Origin of the sequence: Pseudophaeobacter sp., assembly GCF_039971195.1 — a bacterium.
In the GTDB taxonomy this organism is placed as follows: domain Bacteria; phylum Pseudomonadota; class Alphaproteobacteria; order Rhodobacterales; family Rhodobacteraceae; genus Pseudophaeobacter.
Genome location: NZ_JBDWPJ010000169.1, coordinates 1 through 16751, shown reverse-complemented (window position 1 = coordinate 16751; position 16751 = coordinate 1). Strand labels below are relative to the sequence as shown.

Sequence of the window (16751 nt, the reverse complement as noted above, 5' to 3'; positions counted from 1 at the left end):
TTCCCGAGTTCACCATGCGCCAGCTGCTGGAAGCAGGCCTACACTTTGGTCACCAGACACAGCGCTGGAACCCACGTATGGCACCCTACATCTATGGTGCACGTAACGGCATCCACATCATGGACTTGACGCAGACTGTTCCAATGCTGGACCAGGCGCTGCAGCTGGTACGTGACACCGTTGCCAAAGGCGGCCGCATCCTTTTTGTTGGCACCAAGCGTCAGGCCGCAGGCCCCATCGCCGAAGCTGCTGAGAAATCCGCTCAGTACTTCATGAACCACCGCTGGCTGGGCGGCACCTTGACCAACTGGAAAACCGTTTCCCAGTCGATCAAGCGTCTGAACGAAATCGACGAGAAGCTCGAAGGTGGCGCTGAAGGTCTCACCAAGAAAGAGCGTCTGGGCATGGAGCGTGACCAGCAGAAGCTGCAGGCTTCCCTGGGCGGTATCGCCGAAATGGGCGGTGTTCCTGATCTGCTTTTCGTCATCGACGTGAAAAAAGAAGCACTGGCCATCGCCGAAGCCAAGAAACTGGGTATTCCGGTTGTGGCTGTTGTCGACACCAACTGCTCCCCTGATGGCGTTGACTTTGTGATCCCAGGCAACGATGACGCATCGCGCGCCATCTCGCTGTACTGTGATCTGGTTGCCCGCGCGGCCCTGGACGGCATGTCCGCTCAGCTGGGTGCTGCCGGTGTTGACCTCGGCGCCCTGGAAGATGCGCCCGTAGAAGAAGCCGTTGCTGAATAAGCACCCGGCCTAAGCTACCTGTCACAGATTTGACATGCGGGGCAGGGTATCACCTGCCCCAATTCCGTTTTGATTTGAGGAGAGCCTAAAGATGGCAATCACAGCTGCACTCGTTAAAGAACTGCGCGACTCCACCGGCGCCGGCATGATGGACGCCAAAAAAGCGTTGACTGAAACCAATGGCGACATGGAAGCCGCCGTTGATTGGCTGCGCACCAAAGGTCTGGCCAAAGCCGCCAAAAAATCCGGACGTACCGCAGCAGAGGGCCTGGTGGCCGTTGTTGTTGACGCTGGCAAAGGTGTTGCCGTTGAGGTGAACTCCGAAACCGACTTTGTTGGCAAAAACGCTGAATTCCAGGAAATGGTTGGCGGCATCGCCAAGGTTGCCCTGGGTGTTGCGGATGTTGACGCGCTGAAAGCGGCTGACATGGGCGGCAAGACCGTCGAAGCCGTGATCACCGACAAGATCGCCACCATTGGCGAGAACATGTCCGTGCGCCGCATGGCCGCACTGGAAGGCGAAACCGTCATTTCCTACGTCCACAATGCCGCAACTGCTGGCATGGGCAAAATCGGCGTGCTGGTTGCAATGACCGGTGGCGACGAAGCCTTTGGCAAGCAGGTTGCAATGCACATTGCTGCTGTGAACCCAGCTGCTCTGTCCGAGGCCGACATGGATGCCGCGGTTGTTGAGAAAGAAAAGCAGGTTCAGATGGATATCGCGCGCGAATCCGGGAAACCTGAAGCGGTTATCGAAAAGATGATCGTTGGCCGTATGAAGAAATTCGTCGCCGAAGCTACTCTGCTGAACCAGGCCTTTGTTGTGAACCCTGACCTCACTGTTGAAGCGGCTGCCAAAGAAGCTGGCGCCACCATCACCGGTTTTGTGCGTCTGGAAGTTGGCGAAGGCATCGAAGTTGAAAAAGAAGACTTCGCAGCTGAGGTTGCCAAGGCAGCACAGGGCTAAGCCTCTGTACTAAGTCTAGCAACATACTGATCCAAAGAAGGGCTGGCGATTTTCGTCAGCCCTTTTTGTTGGCCGGGACCCGGTTAATCGACCTCATTTAGAGTTGACGCCCAAGCGAGGCTGCAAAGGGGCCTATGACCCAAAGCCGATACAGGGAGGGGCACAACTTAAGGGATATTAAGGCGCAGCTTATTCTGAGAAATCTAGAAGGGGAGGTGTCGAGAGGCCCCATAGATGGGGATGGATGGGGCCCCTCTTAATCACGGTACTGGCGCGGAAAAATACACGCCAGAAACCGAACAGGTCCGAGAGCCTTGATATCACAAGGATCGTTTCCCAAAGTTCCTAGGCCAAAGCCACCACTCACGGAACAGGGATATTTTGGCCCAATTTGGCCTCTGTGGGTAGTAGTGTTTTCCATACCCGAATACCGAAACCTTCCCCTAGGTTAGCTTCCGGTAGGGTTTAGGAAAGGTTTAGCTTTTTATAAATTTCATATTTGGAATTAACTAAAACTGGTCAGGTTTCAACGACATACATCTGGTTTTGCAGCGCCGCTTTGAGCACCGCCTGAGCCGTGGTTTCGACCGACAAAGAGATCCGCGCGAGCCGCAAATGTTTTTCAACAGTAGCCGATGTGAGCCCCATCAATAGCGCAATATCCTGCGTTGTCTTGCCATCGCCAACCCATTCCAGCGCCTCCAGCTGCCTGCTGGTGAGGCTGCGATTCGGTGGTTCATAGGGCAGGGTGAGGATTTTGAGATGCACAACGTTGTTCATCAGGATGATGTCTTCACCGTGTTCGTCCCAGACCTTGTCCAGCTCGGCCTGCTCAGCTCCGATCTTTCCGCCCAGGGAAATTGCTCCTTTGTAGCGCTTGGATGCGGAGAAAAAGCTGATCGTATAACCGGCAGTCATATGCATCTTTTGGTTGAATGCAAGGACCTGCTCCGCTTTGGGGGTGAGCATACCTTCGGCGTACATTTTCTGGTTCCATTCCCAGCTGCGCGCTCCTTCGTTCTCTATTGCCCAGTCCAGCATCGGCGCGTGACGATACATCCCTTGGTGAAGAAAGCCGTTGATATAGTCCTGACTGTGGTTGGTCAGAATGACAAAATCATCCGGATCACCGAGAGAATTTTCCGTTTTGAACCGTGTATAGCCGTAGATCAGCCGGTCAAAACCGTAGTCGGCCATCTTCAAAACATGGGTGTGCCACAGCTCTTCAAGGGTTTTGGCGCCAGAGACAAAATGCAGGTAATCCGTGATGGACATCAGTTTGCACCATCCTGCAAAGACAGTTTTTGGGCCAGGGCATCAATCGCCAAGAGATAGCCCTGGCTTCCAAATCCGCAGATCTGGCCAATAGCCGCGCGGGCCAGAAAAGACCGATGGCGGAACTCCTCGCGGGCGTGAATATTGGAGAGATGCACCTCGACGGTTGGGATCTCTACCGAAAACACCGCGTCCATCAGGGCAACTGAGGTATGAGTATAGGCGCCAGCATTGAGGATAATACCACCATGCATACCGCGCGCGCCGTGAATGGCGTCCAGCAAGACCCCTTCGTGATTTGATTGCAGGCATTCAGCCTTCAACCCGACATTCTTTGCGTGGGCCACACAGGCGGATTCGACCATTTCGAGTGTTTCGCGGCCGTAGACTTCCGGCTGACGGGTGCCCAGCAAGTTCAAATTAGGGCCGTTCAAAATCAATATGCTTCGCATCATCTTCTCCCCATACTAAAACTCTAGATGAATTCCACTGCTTGCACATGTCATGACGCGTGTGGGGAAGTCGTTTTCTATTCAGTATGTTGCTAATATCGCACGTCAAAAGGGCGGTGCTACATCGCCTGCAGCACCGCCCTTTTTGGTGGTTTCCGTGAGGGAGCTATAGAGTTAACTGTTGGTGAGAATGACTTTGCCCATAACGCGGCGATCCTGCATCATCTCCAGTGCCTTGGCGGCCTCGGTCATAGGGAAGGTCTCACAGATCTGCGGCTTGATTTTGCCGCTGCCATAAAGCGCCTGCAGCTCTGCCATATTCTCGGCATGTCCCTTGGGATCGCGAAACACCGAAGCCCCCCAAAAAACACCGCGCACATCACAGCCCTTGAGCAATGGCAGGTTCAGTGGGATTTCTGGGATGCCGGCCGGGAAGCCAACCACCAGATAGCGCCCCAGCCAGGCCATTGCGCGCAGGGCGGGCTCGGCGTAGTTGCCACCCACGGCATCGTAGACAACATCTACCCCCTCTTTGCCCGAGAGGGCCTTGATATTCTTGGAGAAATTCTTTTGCTCTTCTTTGCTCATTTCGCGGCTGTAGACCAGGGTCTCATCGGCTCCGACCGAAGCGCAAAACGCGGCTTTTTCGGCTGAGGAAACAGCCGCAATCACCCTGGCCCCCATGGATTTTCCAAGTTCAATGGCCGCGGCACCAACGCCGCCTGCAGCACCAAGGATCAGCAGGGTTTCACCGGGCTGCAAGGCGGCGCGGTCCTTTAGCGCGTGGTAGGAGGTGCCATAGGTAAAGACAAACCCTGCCGCGTCTTCAAATGGCATCGCTTCGGGGAATTTGACCGCTTGATTGGCCGCCACACAGATCTGAGTGGCAAAGCCGCCATGGCCGGTCAGCGCCAGCACCCGCTCACCAATCTCAAATTCGGTGACGCCTTCCCCCACTGCGGCAACCACGCCAGAGATTTCACCGCCGGGGGCAAAGGGGCGGGGGGGCTTCATCTGGTAGAGGTCACGAATGATCAAAGTGTCAGGGAAATTGACGCCAGCAGCGCGGATCTCGACGAGCAGCTGACCCTTGCCTGGGGTCAGGTCAGGCTGGTCGGTCCAGACCAGGGTTTCGGGACCACCGGGGGTGGTGCTCAGCATGGATTTCATTTCTTGCCCTTCTGGTGCCGTAGCGGCAGCCTGGTGTTTCCTAAAATTACGTAAAGTCTTCTGCTGCTCAGCCGCGTTGTCAATGCAATAGCGAAATGTAATTCTACATTGTGAAACAAGTTGCCGCCACGGGAGGTGCGCGGCAGCGGGTATGGGGAGAGGGACAAACTATGGCTGACGTAGAGACAATAGCTGCGCTTGCTGGGTTTCGCAGCGAGATCCGCAGCTGGCTGAAAGAGAACTGCCCGCCGGAGATGCGTGATGGAGCCGCTGGCGAAGACAGCATCTGCTGGGGCGGCACCACCTGGCAGTTCTCCTGCGAGGCGCAAAAGACCTGGCTGGACCGCTGTGCGGCGCGCGGGCTGACGGTTCCGACCTGGCCCAAGGCCTATGGTGGCGCGGGTCTTAGTCGCGATGAAGACAAGATCCTCAAAGAAGAGATGCAGCTGATTGGTGCGCGCTCCCCTTTGGATAGTTTTGGTATCTGGATGCTGGGGCCGGCCTTGCTGAAGTTCGGCACCGAGGAGCAAAAACAACATTTCCTGCCGCCGATTGCCCGTGGCGAAATCCGATGGTGCCAGGGCTATTCCGAACCAGGGGCAGGCTCTGATCTGGCCGGGGTGCAGACCCATGCGGCGGACCAGGGTGACACCTGGCTGGTCAATGGCCAAAAGATCTGGACCTCCTATGCGGACCGGGCGGATTGGATCTTTGCTCTGCTCAGGACCGATCGCGAGGCCAAGAAACATCTGGGAATTTCTTTTGTTTTGATGGATATGCGCAGCAAAGGTATCACCACGCGGCCAATCCAGTTGATCTCCGGTGCCTCACCTTTCTGTGAGACATTTTTTGAAGATGTCGAAGTGCCCAAGACCCAGGTGGTGGGCACCATCAACCGCGGCTGGGATGTGGCCAAATACCTGCTCACCCATGAGCGCGAAATGATCAGCAATGGCGGCAATGTCATGGGTTCTGGGCGGCCCCTGGGCGCGGTTCTGGCCGAAAGCGACACCGGTCTGAGCGATCCTGTGCTGCGCGGTGAGGCGATGCGGGCCGAGGTCGACAGCCTGGCGCTGGAAATGACCCTAGAACGCTACAAGGATCAGGCCGAGGGTGGCCAGGGCGTTGGTGATGCCTCTGCCATGTTGAAATACATGGGTACCGAGCTGAACAAGCAGCGGTTGGAGCTGGTCATGGCCGCTGAGGGCTCAGCAGCGTTGGCCTGGGGAGAAACCCCGGCCTCGTCCTGGTTGCGCACCAAGGCAAACTCGATCGAAGGCGGCACCTCAGAGGTGATGCTCTCCATCATCAGTCGCCGCATTTTGAACCTTCCAGGATAAGAACCATGGCAAAACTCACTCAAACAGAAGAAGAAATCCTTTTGTCCGAAGCCGCCAAGGGCTTTCTGGCAAAATCCGCACCCGTTTCCCGCCTGCGCGAGATGCGCGATGGCGGCAGTCGATCCGACCCAGAGCTGTGGCAGGAAATGGCAGCTGCGGGCTGGGCGGGTGTATTGGTACCTGAAGCGGCCGAGGGCTCCGATATGGGCCATGCCGCAGCCCATGTGCTGGCCCGGGAAATGGGGCGCAATCTGACCGTCAGCCCCTTCCTCAGCACAGCTGTTATGGCCGCAACCCTGTTGCGTCAGCTGCAGGACGACGCCAGCCGCGATAAGCTGAAACAGATCGCTGCGGGTGGGTTGACCTATGCGCTGGCCTTGGATGAGAATTCCAAATTCTCTCCAGAGAGCGTCGGGCTGAGCGCAGAAAAGCGCGGCAACGGCTATGTCCTGAACGGGAAGAAACGTTTTGTGGTAGATGGTTGCGAGGCGGATCGTATCCTGGTTTTGGCCAATAGCGCTGACGGGCTGTGTCTGTTCGACTTGGCCAATCAGGCCAAAGGGCTGGAACGCGAAGTGCTGGCGATGATTGACAGTCGTGATGCGGCAGATCTGGTGTTCGACGCTGTCGAAGTCTCAGGCGATGCCCTTCTGGGCAAGGCAGGCGCAGGCTATGACTTGCTGAAGCCTGCGCTTGAGGCCGGGCAGGCGGCCTTGGCGGCCGAAACCACAGGTCTGTCTGAAGCGGCTTTTGCCCTGACAACCGGTTATCTGAAAGAGCGTAAGCAATTTGGCATCACCATTGGCAGCTTTCAGGCGTTGCAACATCGCGCTGCCCATCTGTGGTGCGAGATCGAGCTGACCCACTCAGCTGTGCTCAACGCCGGGCGTATTCTGGACGAGTCCCCAGAAGAGGCCGCTCTGGCGGTATCTGTCGCCAAGGCCCGCGCCAGCGATACGGCGCAGAAATCTGTGCAAGAGGGCGTGCAGATGCATGGCGGTATCGGCATGACCGATGCCTTTGACATGGGATTTTACATGAAACGGGCCAGGGTCGCCGCCGAATGGCTGGGTGACTATGGCTACCACGCTGGGCGCGTCGCTCAGCTGCGCGGATTTTAAGGGAGAGAGCAATGCAGGATCTGTTCACACTGACGGGCAAGACCGCCCTGATCACCGGCGGCGCCACCGGCATTGGCCGCATGGCCGCCGAAGCCATGGTACGGGCCGGCGCACGGGTGCTCATCGCTTCGCGCAAGGGCTTTGCCTGTGAGGAGGTAGCCAAGGAGCTGAATGCGCTGGATGCACCGGGCACTGCCGAGGGTTTTGGCGGCGATGTTGGCACCGAAGACGGGATCAAGGCCCTGGTTGAAGAGGTCAAATCCCGCACCGAAACTCTTGATATCTTGATGAATAACTCTGGGATTACCTGGGGGGCTGAACTCAAGGATTTCCCCTATCAAGCCTGGGAAAAGGTGATGTCGGTCAATGTAACCGGCGTCTTTGATCTGACCCGGCGGTTGCTGCCGATGCTGATCAAAAGCGGGGCCTCGGGCGACCCGGCGCGGGTGATCAATGTCGGCTCGGTCATGGGGGAGGTGCCGATGGGCGATGGCGCTTACAGCTATTCCGCCTCCAAGGCGGCGGTCATCCATATGTCCAAAGTGCTGGCCAAGGAGCTGGCGCATAAGAACGTTACGGTAAATGCTCTGGCCCCTGGTCCTTTTGTCTCGCGCATGACCGCCTTTGTGACAGAAGATGAGGAGAAACGCGCCAAGGTTGGCAAGGATGTGCCTTTGGGCCGGGTCGGCCGCTACGAGGATATCGCAGGCTCGGTCCTGTTCCTCAGCGGCAAGGGCGGTGCCTATGTGACGGGCTCGGTTGTGCCGATATCGGGCGGCATCAATGTGATGTCCGGCCAGAATATTTTTGCCAGCGCGCTGGACTAACCCCAATAGGTTTGGGGAATAAGAGACTGATAAAAGGAAGAAACTGTGTCTTCAACTCAAGACCGCCTGCCAAAGGCGCTGCAAAATTTGCGGATCCCCCTGATTGGCTCGCCGCTGTTCATCATTTCGGTGCCGGAACTGGTCATCGCGCAGTGCAAGGCCGGCATTGTTGGCGCTTTTCCAGCGTTGAATGCCCGTGAGGGCGAAGGCGATCCGGTTCTGCTGGAAGCCTGGCTGAAGCAGATCACCGAAGAGCTGGACCGCCACAACCAGGAAAACCCGGATCAACCCGCCGCGCCCTTTGCGGTGAATCAGATCGTGCATCGCTCCAACACTCGTTTGGAGCGGGATCTGGAAATTTGTAACCGCTGGAAAGTGCCGATCTGGATCACTTCACTTGGCGCGCGGCCCGAGGTCAATGAAGCCGCCCATAGCTGTGGCGGCGTAGTGCTGCATGACGTGATCAACAATACCTTTGCCAAAAAGGCGATCGAGAAGGGCGCAGACGGGCTCATCGCGGTGGCCGCTGGTGCCGGCGGCCATGCAGGTCAGCAGTCTCCCTTTGCCTTGATCCGTGAAATCCGCAGCTGGTTTGACGGGCCGCTGGCGCTGTCCGGGGCCATTGCCAGTGGCGAGGCGCTGCTGGCAGCGCGGGCCTTGGGGGCTGATTTTGGCTATGCCGGCTCACCCTTTATTGCCACCCACGAGGCCAATGCCCAGCAGGGTTATAAGGATATGATCGTCGACAGCAGTGCCGAAGATATCATTTATTCCTCATTGTTTACGGGGGTTTCCGGTAACTACCTCAAGAAATCGGTAGAGAACGCAGGGCTTGACCCGAGCAATCTGGAAACTGCGGATTCCTCTTCGATGAATTTTGGCAGCGGCTCGTCAAAGCCCAAAGCCTGGAAAGAGATCTGGGGCTCGGGGCAGGGTATTGGTGATGTCAAATCAGTATGTTCGGCCGGGGAGCTGGTTGACCGCATTGCCAGCGAATATCAGGCGGCTGGTTCGGCGCTGGCGCGCGAGTTCACGGGCTGACAATGGCTGAACTGCTGATAGTACGTCATGGGCAGGCCTCTTTTGGGGCCGCCAACTATGACGAGCTGAGCGACCTGGGGCGGCAGCAATCCCGCGCCCTGGGAGAAACTCTGCGGGCGCTCGACTGGGTGCCGGACCGGATGGTGACCGGTAGCCTGATGCGGCAAACGCAAACTCTGGCAGAGATGGGTTTTGATGGCGTGGTCGAGGAACAGGCAGGTTGGAACGAATATGATTTCCACGACCTGCTGAACAGCCGCTATGGTGGCACCGCTCTGGTAGATGTGATTACCGACCGCAAAACCCATTTTCGCGCGCTCAAAGAAACCCTGGCAGAGTGGCAGCTGGGTGGTATTCCCTCAGCGCGGGAAACATGGCAGGGTTTTTGCGATCGGATCGAACAGGCGCGCCTCGCTGCCATCCGACCCGGGGCGGAGCGGGTTCTGGTGGTCAGTTCCGGCGGGGCGATTGCGCGGCTGGTAGCCAATAGCCTTCAACTGTCCAATGACCAGATGATTGCGCTGAACCTGCAGATCAAGAACAGTTCCACCAGCCGGTACGTGTTCTCGGGAGATAAGTTTTTTCTCCATGAATTCAATTCAGTGCCGCATTTCCATAATCTGGAACGCGCCGCACTCATGACCTATAGCTGACGGGAGCAGAAGAGGATGAGCACCAAGACCCAGACCTTGGATCGGGAGGCCGTAGGCACCTATTTGCGCGGGCGCCTGCCGGGATTTGACAGCGATTTTTTTGACGTGGTCAAATTCGAGACTGGCCAGTCAAACCCCACCTTTATGTTGAAAACCAGTGCCGGAAACTATGTGTTGCGGCGCAAACCTCCAGGGGTTTTGTTAAAATCCGCCCATGCAGTCGATCGCGAGTTCCGGGTGCAAAAGGCCCTGGCGGGCAGCGAGGTCCCGGTCGCCAAGATGCATATCTTGTGCGAAGACGATGATGTCATTGGATCTTCTTTTTACGTGATGGATCACGTCGCCGGGCGCAATATCACCGATCCGACCATGCCGGGCGCCAGCCCAGAAGAGCGCGGGCAGGTCATTGACGAGATGAACCGGGTCCTGGCGAACCTGCATCAGGTGGATATCGAGGCTGTCGGACTGGCGGACTATGGACCGCCGGGCAATTACTTTGAACGCCAATTGGCGCGTTGGACCAAGCAATACCGCGCCTCTGAAACCGACAAGATCCCCGAAATGGACGAGCTGATCCAAGCGCTGGAAGCGGCTATGCCCGAAGATGACGGCCAGCGCGGGCTGGTGCATGGGGACTACCGCATCGACAATATGATTTTTGCCAGCGAGGGCCCCGCCTGTCAGGCGGTGCTGGATTGGGAGCTGTCGACCATTGGCCACCCCTATGCCGATCTGGCCGGGGTGATCATGCAGTGGCAGATGCCTCCGGGCGCTGAGGGGCGTGGGCTGGCCGGAATTGATCGCAGCGCGCTGGGGCTGCCCTCAGATCAGGCCTTTATCGAGGCCTATTGCAAGAGGCGCGGTATGGCCGGGATCGACGGATTTGGCTTCTACCTCTCCTTTAGTTTCTTCCGAATGGGCGGCATTTTGCAAGGCGTGTTGAAACGCGCGCTGGATGGCAATGCCTCCAACCCCGAACGGGCGGTCAAACTGGGGGGCTTTGTTTCACTCTTTGCCCGTAGTGGTCTGGATGCGCTACGGAAATAAGTCTAGAAACTAGTGAAATGCGTGCAGTTTTTGCGCGCATTTCTTTACATCTTGCCTCTAGAACCGGCAGAAGGACCCGCGCCTATGCGTGGTTCTACGTAGCTGTTATCGCTCGACCATTGGGGCTGGGCAGCGCAATATGTCAAACAAATCCATGCCTAAAGCGGCATGTTTGGATACAAAGGAGAGCCGCGATGGCAGAGGCAGAAACGCTCAGCAGTCGTGACCACGGGGATGGAATTGTCGAGCTGCAACTGGGACGCGGCCCGGTCAATGCGCTAAGCGCCGAATTCCTGATGGATTTTGCCGCTGAAATCACCCGTCTGGGAGAGGATGACGCGGTGCGCGCCATTATTTTGTCCAGCCCTTTCAAGGTGTTTTCTGCAGGTCTTGACCTCAAGGAAGCACAGGGTTTTGATCTTGAGCAGCAACAGGCGATTGTGCAGGGGCTCAACGAGGGGTTCCTAGCGCTTTATGCTTGTCCAAAACCGGTTGTGGCCTGTGTTGGCGGTGCTGCCATTGCGGGCGGGCTGTTTTTTGTCTTGGCAAGCGACCGGCGGGTTGCGATGACCAAATCCTCCTTTGGTCTGGCCGAGGTTCGGGTTGGGGCTGATTTCCCGGTTGGCCCGCTGGAAATCGCCAAGGCAACACTGGATTCAGACACCCAGCGCCGGTTGATGCTAACTGGTCAGCCCATCGGGCCTATCGCAGCACGCAATTTTGGCTTCATCGATATCATCGCTGAGGACCGCGAAGATCTGATCGGCTACTCCCTGGCCGAGGCCCGCAAATTGGCCGAGCTACCCTCGATCGCCTATGCCTCGATCAAGCAGCAGCTGCGTGGCGAGACGATAGAAAAGATCAAAGCTGCTATAGCTGCGGGCGGCAATGCGCCTGAAGGGGGCTGGTTCAATAGCCAGACCAAGGAGGCAATGCAGCGGATGATTGATCAGGGATAACCCGGCGATACGAACTGGTTGGGATAAGGTGACAGGGGCGAAAAGAAAGATGCAGGGTATGGATGAGGCGCGTTTGGAGAACCTGAAACACTGGCAACAACGCTATGTGGATAAACGAAAATATGCTGGCAGCTCCTTGCTGATCAATCAGGCGGGCGAAGAGCGTTTTTTCCATGCGGCCGGCCTGCGCAATGTAGAAGAGGGGCTTGAGTTCAGCCGTGACACGCTGGTACGGATCTACTCCATGACCAAACCGGTGACCTCGGTTGCGCTGATGATGCTGGCCGAGAAAGGCCTGTTTCATCTGGAGGCGCCGGTTTCGGATTTTATTCCCGAGTTTTCCGACATGCAGGCGCTGATCCCCGGTGCCACCTCGATTGACCAGACTGAACCCTCACGGTCGCCAACCCTACACGAGCTGATGACCCATACCAGCGGGTTGAGCTACCCGTTCAATCCCGGCGTGCTGCCACAGGCGATGGAGGCTGAACAGCTGATGTTCAAGCCAAATCAGGGCGATCTTGGCAAGATGGCGGCGCATCTGGCCAGCTACCCGATGGCGTTTCAGCCGGGCACGCGCTGGGAATACTCGGTTTCCATTGATGTCTTGGGGCGGGTGATCGAGGTGGTTTCGGGCCAGACATTGGCTGAGTTCTTTGAGAGCGAGATCTTTCAGCCGCTTGGTATGACTGAAACTGCTTTTCGGGTGCCGCGCACAGCGGGCAATCGGTTTGCCTCGCTCTATACGCCGCTATCGGGTGATGCCATGGCGCTGAATTCTGCCCAAAGCGGCGGCGAAACTCTGCGTCTTACTGATCTGCATGGTGGCTCGCCTTTTGAAACCGCAGATATGATGTCGGGTGGCGGCGGGCTTGTTGGCACTATTGACGACTACATGAAGTTTGCAGAGATGCTGCGGCGGCGTGGACGGGCCGGGGATGGCTTTATCCTGTCACCAAAAACCATTGATTTTATGATGAGAAACCATCTTCCAGGCGATATCGCCTCGATGGGGCCGCAAAGCTTTGCCGAGCAGCCGATGGAGGGCATGGGTTTTGGACTAGGCGGCGCCGTAGTGCTGGACCCGGCCCGTGCTCGCTGCCCGGGTTCGGTGGGAGATTTCAGCTGGGGCGGCATGGCCTCGACCTTCTTCTGGGTGGATCCGGTGCTGGATCTCTCGGTTGTGTTTTTCACCCAGCTCGCCCCGTCGAGCTCTTATCCGGCCCGTGCCGAACTCAAAGCCCTGGTGCATGGAGCCATGACCTAAATGACTGAAAACCCGATCCTCTGGACCCCCAGTGTTGAACGTGCCGCCAATAGCAAGATGGCCGCCTATCAATCTTGGCTGCGCCAGACCAAGGGGCTGGAATTTGCCAGCTACAACGATTTGTGGGACTGGAGCGTCGCCGAGATCGAAGAGTTCTGGCAATCCATTTGTGATTTTGCCGGGCTGAAGTTCTCCAAATATGCCTCTAGTGTCCTGACCAAACGGGTGATGCCCGGCGCTGAATGGTTTCCCGGAGCCCGGCTGAACTGGGCTGAAAACATCCTGATGGCTGAGGCGGATAAGCCAGAGAAACAAGCGCTTATCACCCATTCCGAAAGCTTTGGCCGCAACGAGTTGAGCCGTGGGGAGCTCAAGGCTCAGGTGGCCAGCCTTGCCGCCCATCTTCGCGAAATGGGCGTGGAGCAAGGGGACCGAGTGGCGGCAGTGCTGCCCAATACCGAATGCGCCATTATTGCTTGCCTTGCCACGGCCAGCATTGGTGCGATCTGGTCGCTTTGTGCGCCGGACATGGGGCATGTCGCCATTCTGGACCGGTTTCAACAGATCGCGCCAAAGGTGCTGATCTATCAGGACAAATACCATCATGGCGGCAAGCTGATCAGCCGCGAGGCCGAACTGGCAACAGTGATCGAAGGGCTGCCAAGCCTGACCCATCATATCGCTGTATCCGTTGGCGACAGTCCGGCGACACAGGGCTCTGTGCTTTGGACCGATCTGCTTGATCGCCCGGCGGAACTGGACTTTGCGCAGGTCTCTTTTGATCACCCGCTGTGGATCGTCTATTCCTCTGGCACCACCGGCAACCCCAAGCCGATTGTGCATGGTCATGGAGGTGTCCTGCTGGAAGGTAGCAAGCAAGCGCTGCATCAGGATCTGGATCAGCGTAGTCGGTTCTGCTGGCTGACCTCCTCGGGCTGGATCATGTGGAACCTGCAGCTGGTGGCCTTGGGGCAGGGGGCGACGGTCATGCTATATGATCGCGCCCCTAACCATCCGGATATGCTGGATATCTGGCGCCGGGTAGCGGCGGAAAAGCTGAGCTATTTTGGCGCCGGCGCGGCCTTTTTTACTGCCTGTGCCAAGGCTGGCATTCAACCCGGTGCCGAACTGGACCTCTCTGCGCTGGTCTCTTTGGGAGCCACCGGATCGCCGATGACCTCGGACGGCTATGATTGGGTCTATAGCGCTGTGAGTGAGGATATCTGGTTAGCGCCGGTGTCTGGTGGTACTGATTTTTGCGGAGCCTTTGTGGGAGGCAATGTCATGTTGCCGGTGCGGGCCGGAGAAATGCAGGCGCGGATCCTTGGCAATGCGGTGCGTGCCTTTGATCCCTTTGGCAAGGAACTGATCGGCGAGGTGGGCGAGTTGGTCTGCACGGAACCTTTGCCCTCTATGCCTTTGTTTTTCTGGGGCGATGACGATGGGTCGCGCCTGCATGAGAGCTATTTTGACACCTATCCCGGGATCTGGCGTCACGGCGACTGGATTTCGATCAGTGCTGAAGGCGGCTCGGTGATCTACGGTCGCTCGGATGCGACGATCAACCGCCGCGGGCTGCGGCTCGGCTCCTCCGAGATTTACCAGGCTGTCGAAGGTCTGGCCGAGATTCAGGACAGTCTGGTGGTGGATCTGGAATTCCTCGGGCGCGACAGCTTCATGCCGCTCTTTGTGGTGCTCACCACGCCCGGCAGCCTGGATGAGGCGCAGAAGGATCAGATCAAACAGGCTATTCGCCAGTCTGTCTCGGCGCGCTTTGTCCCGGATGAGATCATCGAGGTGGCAGAGGTGCCGCGCACGCTCTCGGGCAAAAAGCTGGAAGTCCCGGTGAAAAAGCTGCTACTTGGGGGGGATCCCGCCACGGTGGTGAACCGGGACTCGATGGTGAACCCAGAGAGTTTTGATCGCTTCATTGCCTATGCAGATGCCCGAAAACAAGCCTAGAAAGGCGTGATAAATGACTGATTCCGGTAGTATTCTCCTTAATCTTCTGGATCTGGAGGAGCTGGATACCAATCTTTATCGTGGCATTGGGTCTGGCGGTGAAACTCCGATGCGGATTTATGGCGGCCAGGTCATTGCCCAGGCGCTGGCTGCTGCCTATGCCAGCGTGCCGGAACGACTGTGTCATTCCTTACATGCCTATTTCATTCGGCCCGGGGACCCCAGCAAGCCGGTGATCTATGAGGTGGATCCAGCCCGTGATGGTGGCAGTTTCACCACGCGGCGCGTGACCGCAATTCAGAATGGACGGCAAATCCTCAACCTCGCGGCCTCTTTTCATCACATTGAGCAAGGCTGGGAACATCAGCATGAAATGCCGGATGTGCCACCGCCCGAAGGTCTCAAGTCGCGGGACGTGCTGCACCAACAACATGCCCATCGCATTGATGAAAAACACCGCGCAGAGTTCACCCGCTCGCGTCCCTTTGAGATCCGAGACATTGAACCACGCGATCCCCTAAACCCTGATATCACCAGTGATATCAATCATATGTGGATCAGAATGGAAGCTGCCAAAGGGGCAGGGCCGCAGCTGCAACATGTGCTGATGGCCTATGCTTCTGACTTTGGTTTGTTGGGGTCTGCATTGCGTCCGCATGGGCTGACCTGGCACAAACCAGAGGCGATGACTGCCAGTTTGGACCATGCCATGTGGTTTCATGCGCCAGTGCAGTTTGAAGACTGGCATCTCTATACCATGGACTCGCCCTTTGGCGGTGGTGGCCGCGGCTTTAACCGCGGCTCCATCTATACCCGTGAGGGCAGGCTGGTTGCCAGCGTGGCGCAGGAAGGGCTGATGCGCCCGATCAAACGCCAGACGCCTTAGCGGCCCATAAACCGGTCCCGGAGCTTTTGCATGCCAGTAATCCAGCGGCCATAATTGGCAGCCTTTGCCTGCATGTAGTCTTTGACCTGTGGATGCGGTAGCACCAGGAACGCGTTGTTTTTGATCGCTTCTACGCAGCAATCGGCCACCATATCCGGCTCCAGCATGCCGTCAAGGCTGGCAACGCTGTCCTCAAAACCACGGGTCATTTCGGATCGCACAGCCTGAGGGCACAGTACCGATACGCCCAGGCCTTGATCGCCATAGGTGATTGCCAGCCATTCGGCAAAACCAACAGCAGCATGTTTGGTGACCCCATATGGCGCTGCGCCAATCTGGTTCAGCAACCCGGCCGCCGAGGCGGTGTTCAGCATATAGCCACCACCGCGTTCCATCATCTTTGGCACCAGATGCCGGGCTGCCCAAACATGGGACATCACATTGATATCCCAAATCTTTTGCCATTCATCGTTGGAGGTCTCAAAACCACCCATGGTCAGAATACCGGCATTGGAGCAGAACAGATCGATTGGTGCGATGCTGCCTTCAACGGTATCGATCAACGCCTTGATGCTGTCTTCCTGACGTACATCCACGTGGATCGCAGTACCGCCGATATGGGCTGCTGTTAGCTTGGCGCCATCCAGATCAATATCGGCGCAGATGACCTGTGCCGCGCCAAGATCGGAAAACTTTTGCGCCAGACCCTTGCCGATGCCCTGCGCGGCGCCCGTGACCACTACACAACGTCCCTTGATATCCATTTCACTCGCCTTGTCCCTGGTTTTGTTGGGGAAAGGCTATAGGGGCAAAGTCAATCTGCCAATCCTGGGTGACGGAACGGAACAATGCTTATTTAACATAATACCGATTATAGGAATAAAGTTTGTAGCGGGGGAGCGCGCTACTTTCAAGTGCGACTCTTGTTAGAAAACATCATGTTATCTAATGAGAGGAATCGACATGGGCGCTGTCTATAGTCAACTGAGTATCACGGAACGCCGCAGAATAGAACGCTGGAGACACGCAAAGGTC

At 57.1% G+C, this 16751-nt stretch carries 16 protein-coding genes; 12 read left to right on the top strand and 4 right to left on the bottom strand.

The genetic code is table 11. The features are described from left to right. On the top strand, positions 1-749 hold a 749-nt coding region (rpsB, locus tag ABJP42_RS15020; protein ID WP_348341753.1), incomplete at its 5' end, for a 30S ribosomal protein S2. Between the two features lie 91 nt (positions 750-840). After that, on the top strand, positions 841-1716 hold the full coding sequence (gene tsf, locus ABJP42_RS15015) for a translation elongation factor Ts (protein ID WP_348341751.1): 876 nt from the start codon (positions 841-843) through the stop codon (positions 1714-1716). Positions 1717-2235: 519 nt separating this feature from the next. On the opposite strand, the gene ABJP42_RS15010 is transcribed toward tsf, so the two are convergent. The 3 genes from ABJP42_RS15010 to ABJP42_RS15000 all read right to left on the bottom strand — a co-directional run bounded on the left by ABJP42_RS15010 (position 2236) and on the right by ABJP42_RS15000 (position 4613). Then, entirely contained in the window at positions 2236-2991 is a 756-nt protein-coding gene (locus ABJP42_RS15010) for a LuxR family transcriptional regulator (RefSeq protein ID WP_348341749.1), read from the bottom strand. After that, positions 2991-3443 (bottom strand): type II 3-dehydroquinate dehydratase, encoded by a 453-nt coding sequence (aroQ, locus tag ABJP42_RS15005; RefSeq protein ID WP_348341747.1) that lies wholly within the window; start codon positions 3441-3443, stop codon positions 2991-2993. Before aroQ ends, ABJP42_RS15010 begins: the two co-directional genes overlap by 1 nt. Positions 3444-3617: 174 nt before the next feature. After that, entirely contained in the window at positions 3618-4613 is a 996-nt protein-coding gene (locus ABJP42_RS15000) for an NADPH:quinone oxidoreductase family protein (RefSeq protein WP_348341745.1), read from the bottom strand. A 170-nt stretch (positions 4614-4783) separates the two neighbouring features. On the opposite strand from ABJP42_RS15000, the gene ABJP42_RS14995 reads away from it, so the two are divergent. From ABJP42_RS14995 to ABJP42_RS14950, 10 genes are all read left to right on the top strand, one after another. After that, a complete protein-coding gene (locus ABJP42_RS14995) occupies positions 4784-5953 on the top strand; it encodes an acyl-CoA dehydrogenase family protein (protein ID WP_348341743.1) in 1170 nt (389 codons plus the stop codon). A 5-nt stretch (positions 5954-5958) separates the two neighbouring features. Continuing rightward, entirely contained in the window at positions 5959-7074 is a 1116-nt protein-coding gene (locus ABJP42_RS14990; RefSeq protein WP_348341741.1) for an acyl-CoA dehydrogenase family protein, read from the top strand. An 11-nt stretch (positions 7075-7085) separates the two neighbouring features. Next, a complete protein-coding gene (locus ABJP42_RS14985; protein WP_348341739.1) occupies positions 7086-7901 on the top strand; it encodes an SDR family NAD(P)-dependent oxidoreductase in 816 nt (271 codons plus the stop codon). Between the two features lie 45 nt (positions 7902-7946). Next, positions 7947-8942 (top strand): NAD(P)H-dependent flavin oxidoreductase, encoded by a 996-nt coding sequence (locus tag ABJP42_RS14980; protein WP_348341737.1) that lies wholly within the window; start codon positions 7947-7949, stop codon positions 8940-8942. Between the two features lie 2 nt (positions 8943-8944). Continuing rightward, positions 8945-9595, top strand: a complete 651-nt coding sequence (locus ABJP42_RS14975) for a histidine phosphatase family protein (RefSeq protein WP_348341735.1) — start codon at positions 8945-8947, stop codon at positions 9593-9595. A gap of 15 nt (positions 9596-9610) precedes the next feature. Then, positions 9611-10642: a phosphotransferase family protein gene (locus ABJP42_RS14970; RefSeq protein WP_348341733.1), complete on the top strand. Its 1032-nt coding sequence runs from the start codon at positions 9611-9613 to the stop codon at positions 10640-10642. Between the two features lie 194 nt (positions 10643-10836). Continuing rightward, on the top strand, positions 10837-11601 hold the full coding sequence (locus tag ABJP42_RS14965) for an enoyl-CoA hydratase/isomerase family protein (protein ID WP_348341731.1): 765 nt from the start codon (positions 10837-10839) through the stop codon (positions 11599-11601). Positions 11602-11659: 58 nt separating this feature from the next. After that, on the top strand, positions 11660-12868 hold the full coding sequence (locus ABJP42_RS14960) for a serine hydrolase domain-containing protein (protein ID WP_348341755.1): 1209 nt from the start codon (positions 11660-11662) through the stop codon (positions 12866-12868). Further along, entirely contained in the window at positions 12869-14830 is a 1962-nt protein-coding gene (locus tag ABJP42_RS14955) for an acetoacetate--CoA ligase (RefSeq protein WP_348341729.1), read from the top strand. Positions 14831-14843: 13 nt separating this feature from the next. Next, positions 14844-15716 carry an acyl-CoA thioesterase gene (locus tag ABJP42_RS14950; RefSeq protein WP_348341727.1) on the top strand — a complete coding sequence of 291 codons (873 nt, stop codon included), beginning with the start codon at positions 14844-14846 and terminating at the stop codon, positions 15714-15716. On the opposite strand, the gene ABJP42_RS14945 is transcribed toward ABJP42_RS14950, so the two are convergent. Next, positions 15713-16480, bottom strand: coding sequence for an SDR family oxidoreductase (locus ABJP42_RS14945; RefSeq protein WP_348341725.1), 768 nt, complete (start codon positions 16478-16480; stop codon positions 15713-15715). The genes ABJP42_RS14950 and ABJP42_RS14945 overlap by 4 nt on opposite strands. Between the last annotated feature and the right edge of the window lie 271 nt (positions 16481-16751).

Bases quoted from the DNA above. Each gene is read 5' to 3' on its own strand.
- ABJP42_RS14945 (WP_348341725.1), bottom strand. From the start codon at position 16,480: ATGGATATCAAGGGACGTTGTGTAGTGGTCACGGGCGCCGCGCAGGGC.
- ABJP42_RS14955 (WP_348341729.1), top strand. From the start codon at position 12,869: ATGACTGAAAACCCGATCCTCTGGACCCCCAGTGTTGAACGTGCCGCC.
- ABJP42_RS15000 (WP_348341745.1), bottom strand. From the start codon at position 4,613: ATGAAATCCATGCTGAGCACCACCCCCGGTGGTCCCGAAACCCTGGTC.
- ABJP42_RS15010 (WP_348341749.1), bottom strand. From the start codon at position 2,991: ATGTCCATCACGGATTACCTGCATTTTGTCTCTGGCGCCAAAACCCTT.
- ABJP42_RS14975 (WP_348341735.1), top strand. From the start codon at position 8,945: ATGGCTGAACTGCTGATAGTACGTCATGGGCAGGCCTCTTTTGGGGCC.
- ABJP42_RS14990 (WP_348341741.1), top strand. From the start codon at position 5,959: ATGGCAAAACTCACTCAAACAGAAGAAGAAATCCTTTTGTCCGAAGCC.
- ABJP42_RS14960 (WP_348341755.1), top strand. From the start codon at position 11,660: ATGGATGAGGCGCGTTTGGAGAACCTGAAACACTGGCAACAACGCTAT.
- ABJP42_RS14950 (WP_348341727.1), top strand. From the start codon at position 14,844: ATGACTGATTCCGGTAGTATTCTCCTTAATCTTCTGGATCTGGAGGAG.
- ABJP42_RS14995 (WP_348341743.1), top strand. From the start codon at position 4,784: ATGGCTGACGTAGAGACAATAGCTGCGCTTGCTGGGTTTCGCAGCGAG.
- ABJP42_RS14965 (WP_348341731.1), top strand. From the start codon at position 10,837: ATGGCAGAGGCAGAAACGCTCAGCAGTCGTGACCACGGGGATGGAATT.
- ABJP42_RS14970 (WP_348341733.1), top strand. From the start codon at position 9,611: ATGAGCACCAAGACCCAGACCTTGGATCGGGAGGCCGTAGGCACCTAT.
- tsf (WP_348341751.1), top strand. From the start codon at position 841: ATGGCAATCACAGCTGCACTCGTTAAAGAACTGCGCGACTCCACCGGC.
- aroQ (WP_348341747.1), bottom strand. From the start codon at position 3,443: ATGCGAAGCATATTGATTTTGAACGGCCCTAATTTGAACTTGCTGGGC.
- ABJP42_RS14985 (WP_348341739.1), top strand. From the start codon at position 7,086: ATGCAGGATCTGTTCACACTGACGGGCAAGACCGCCCTGATCACCGGC.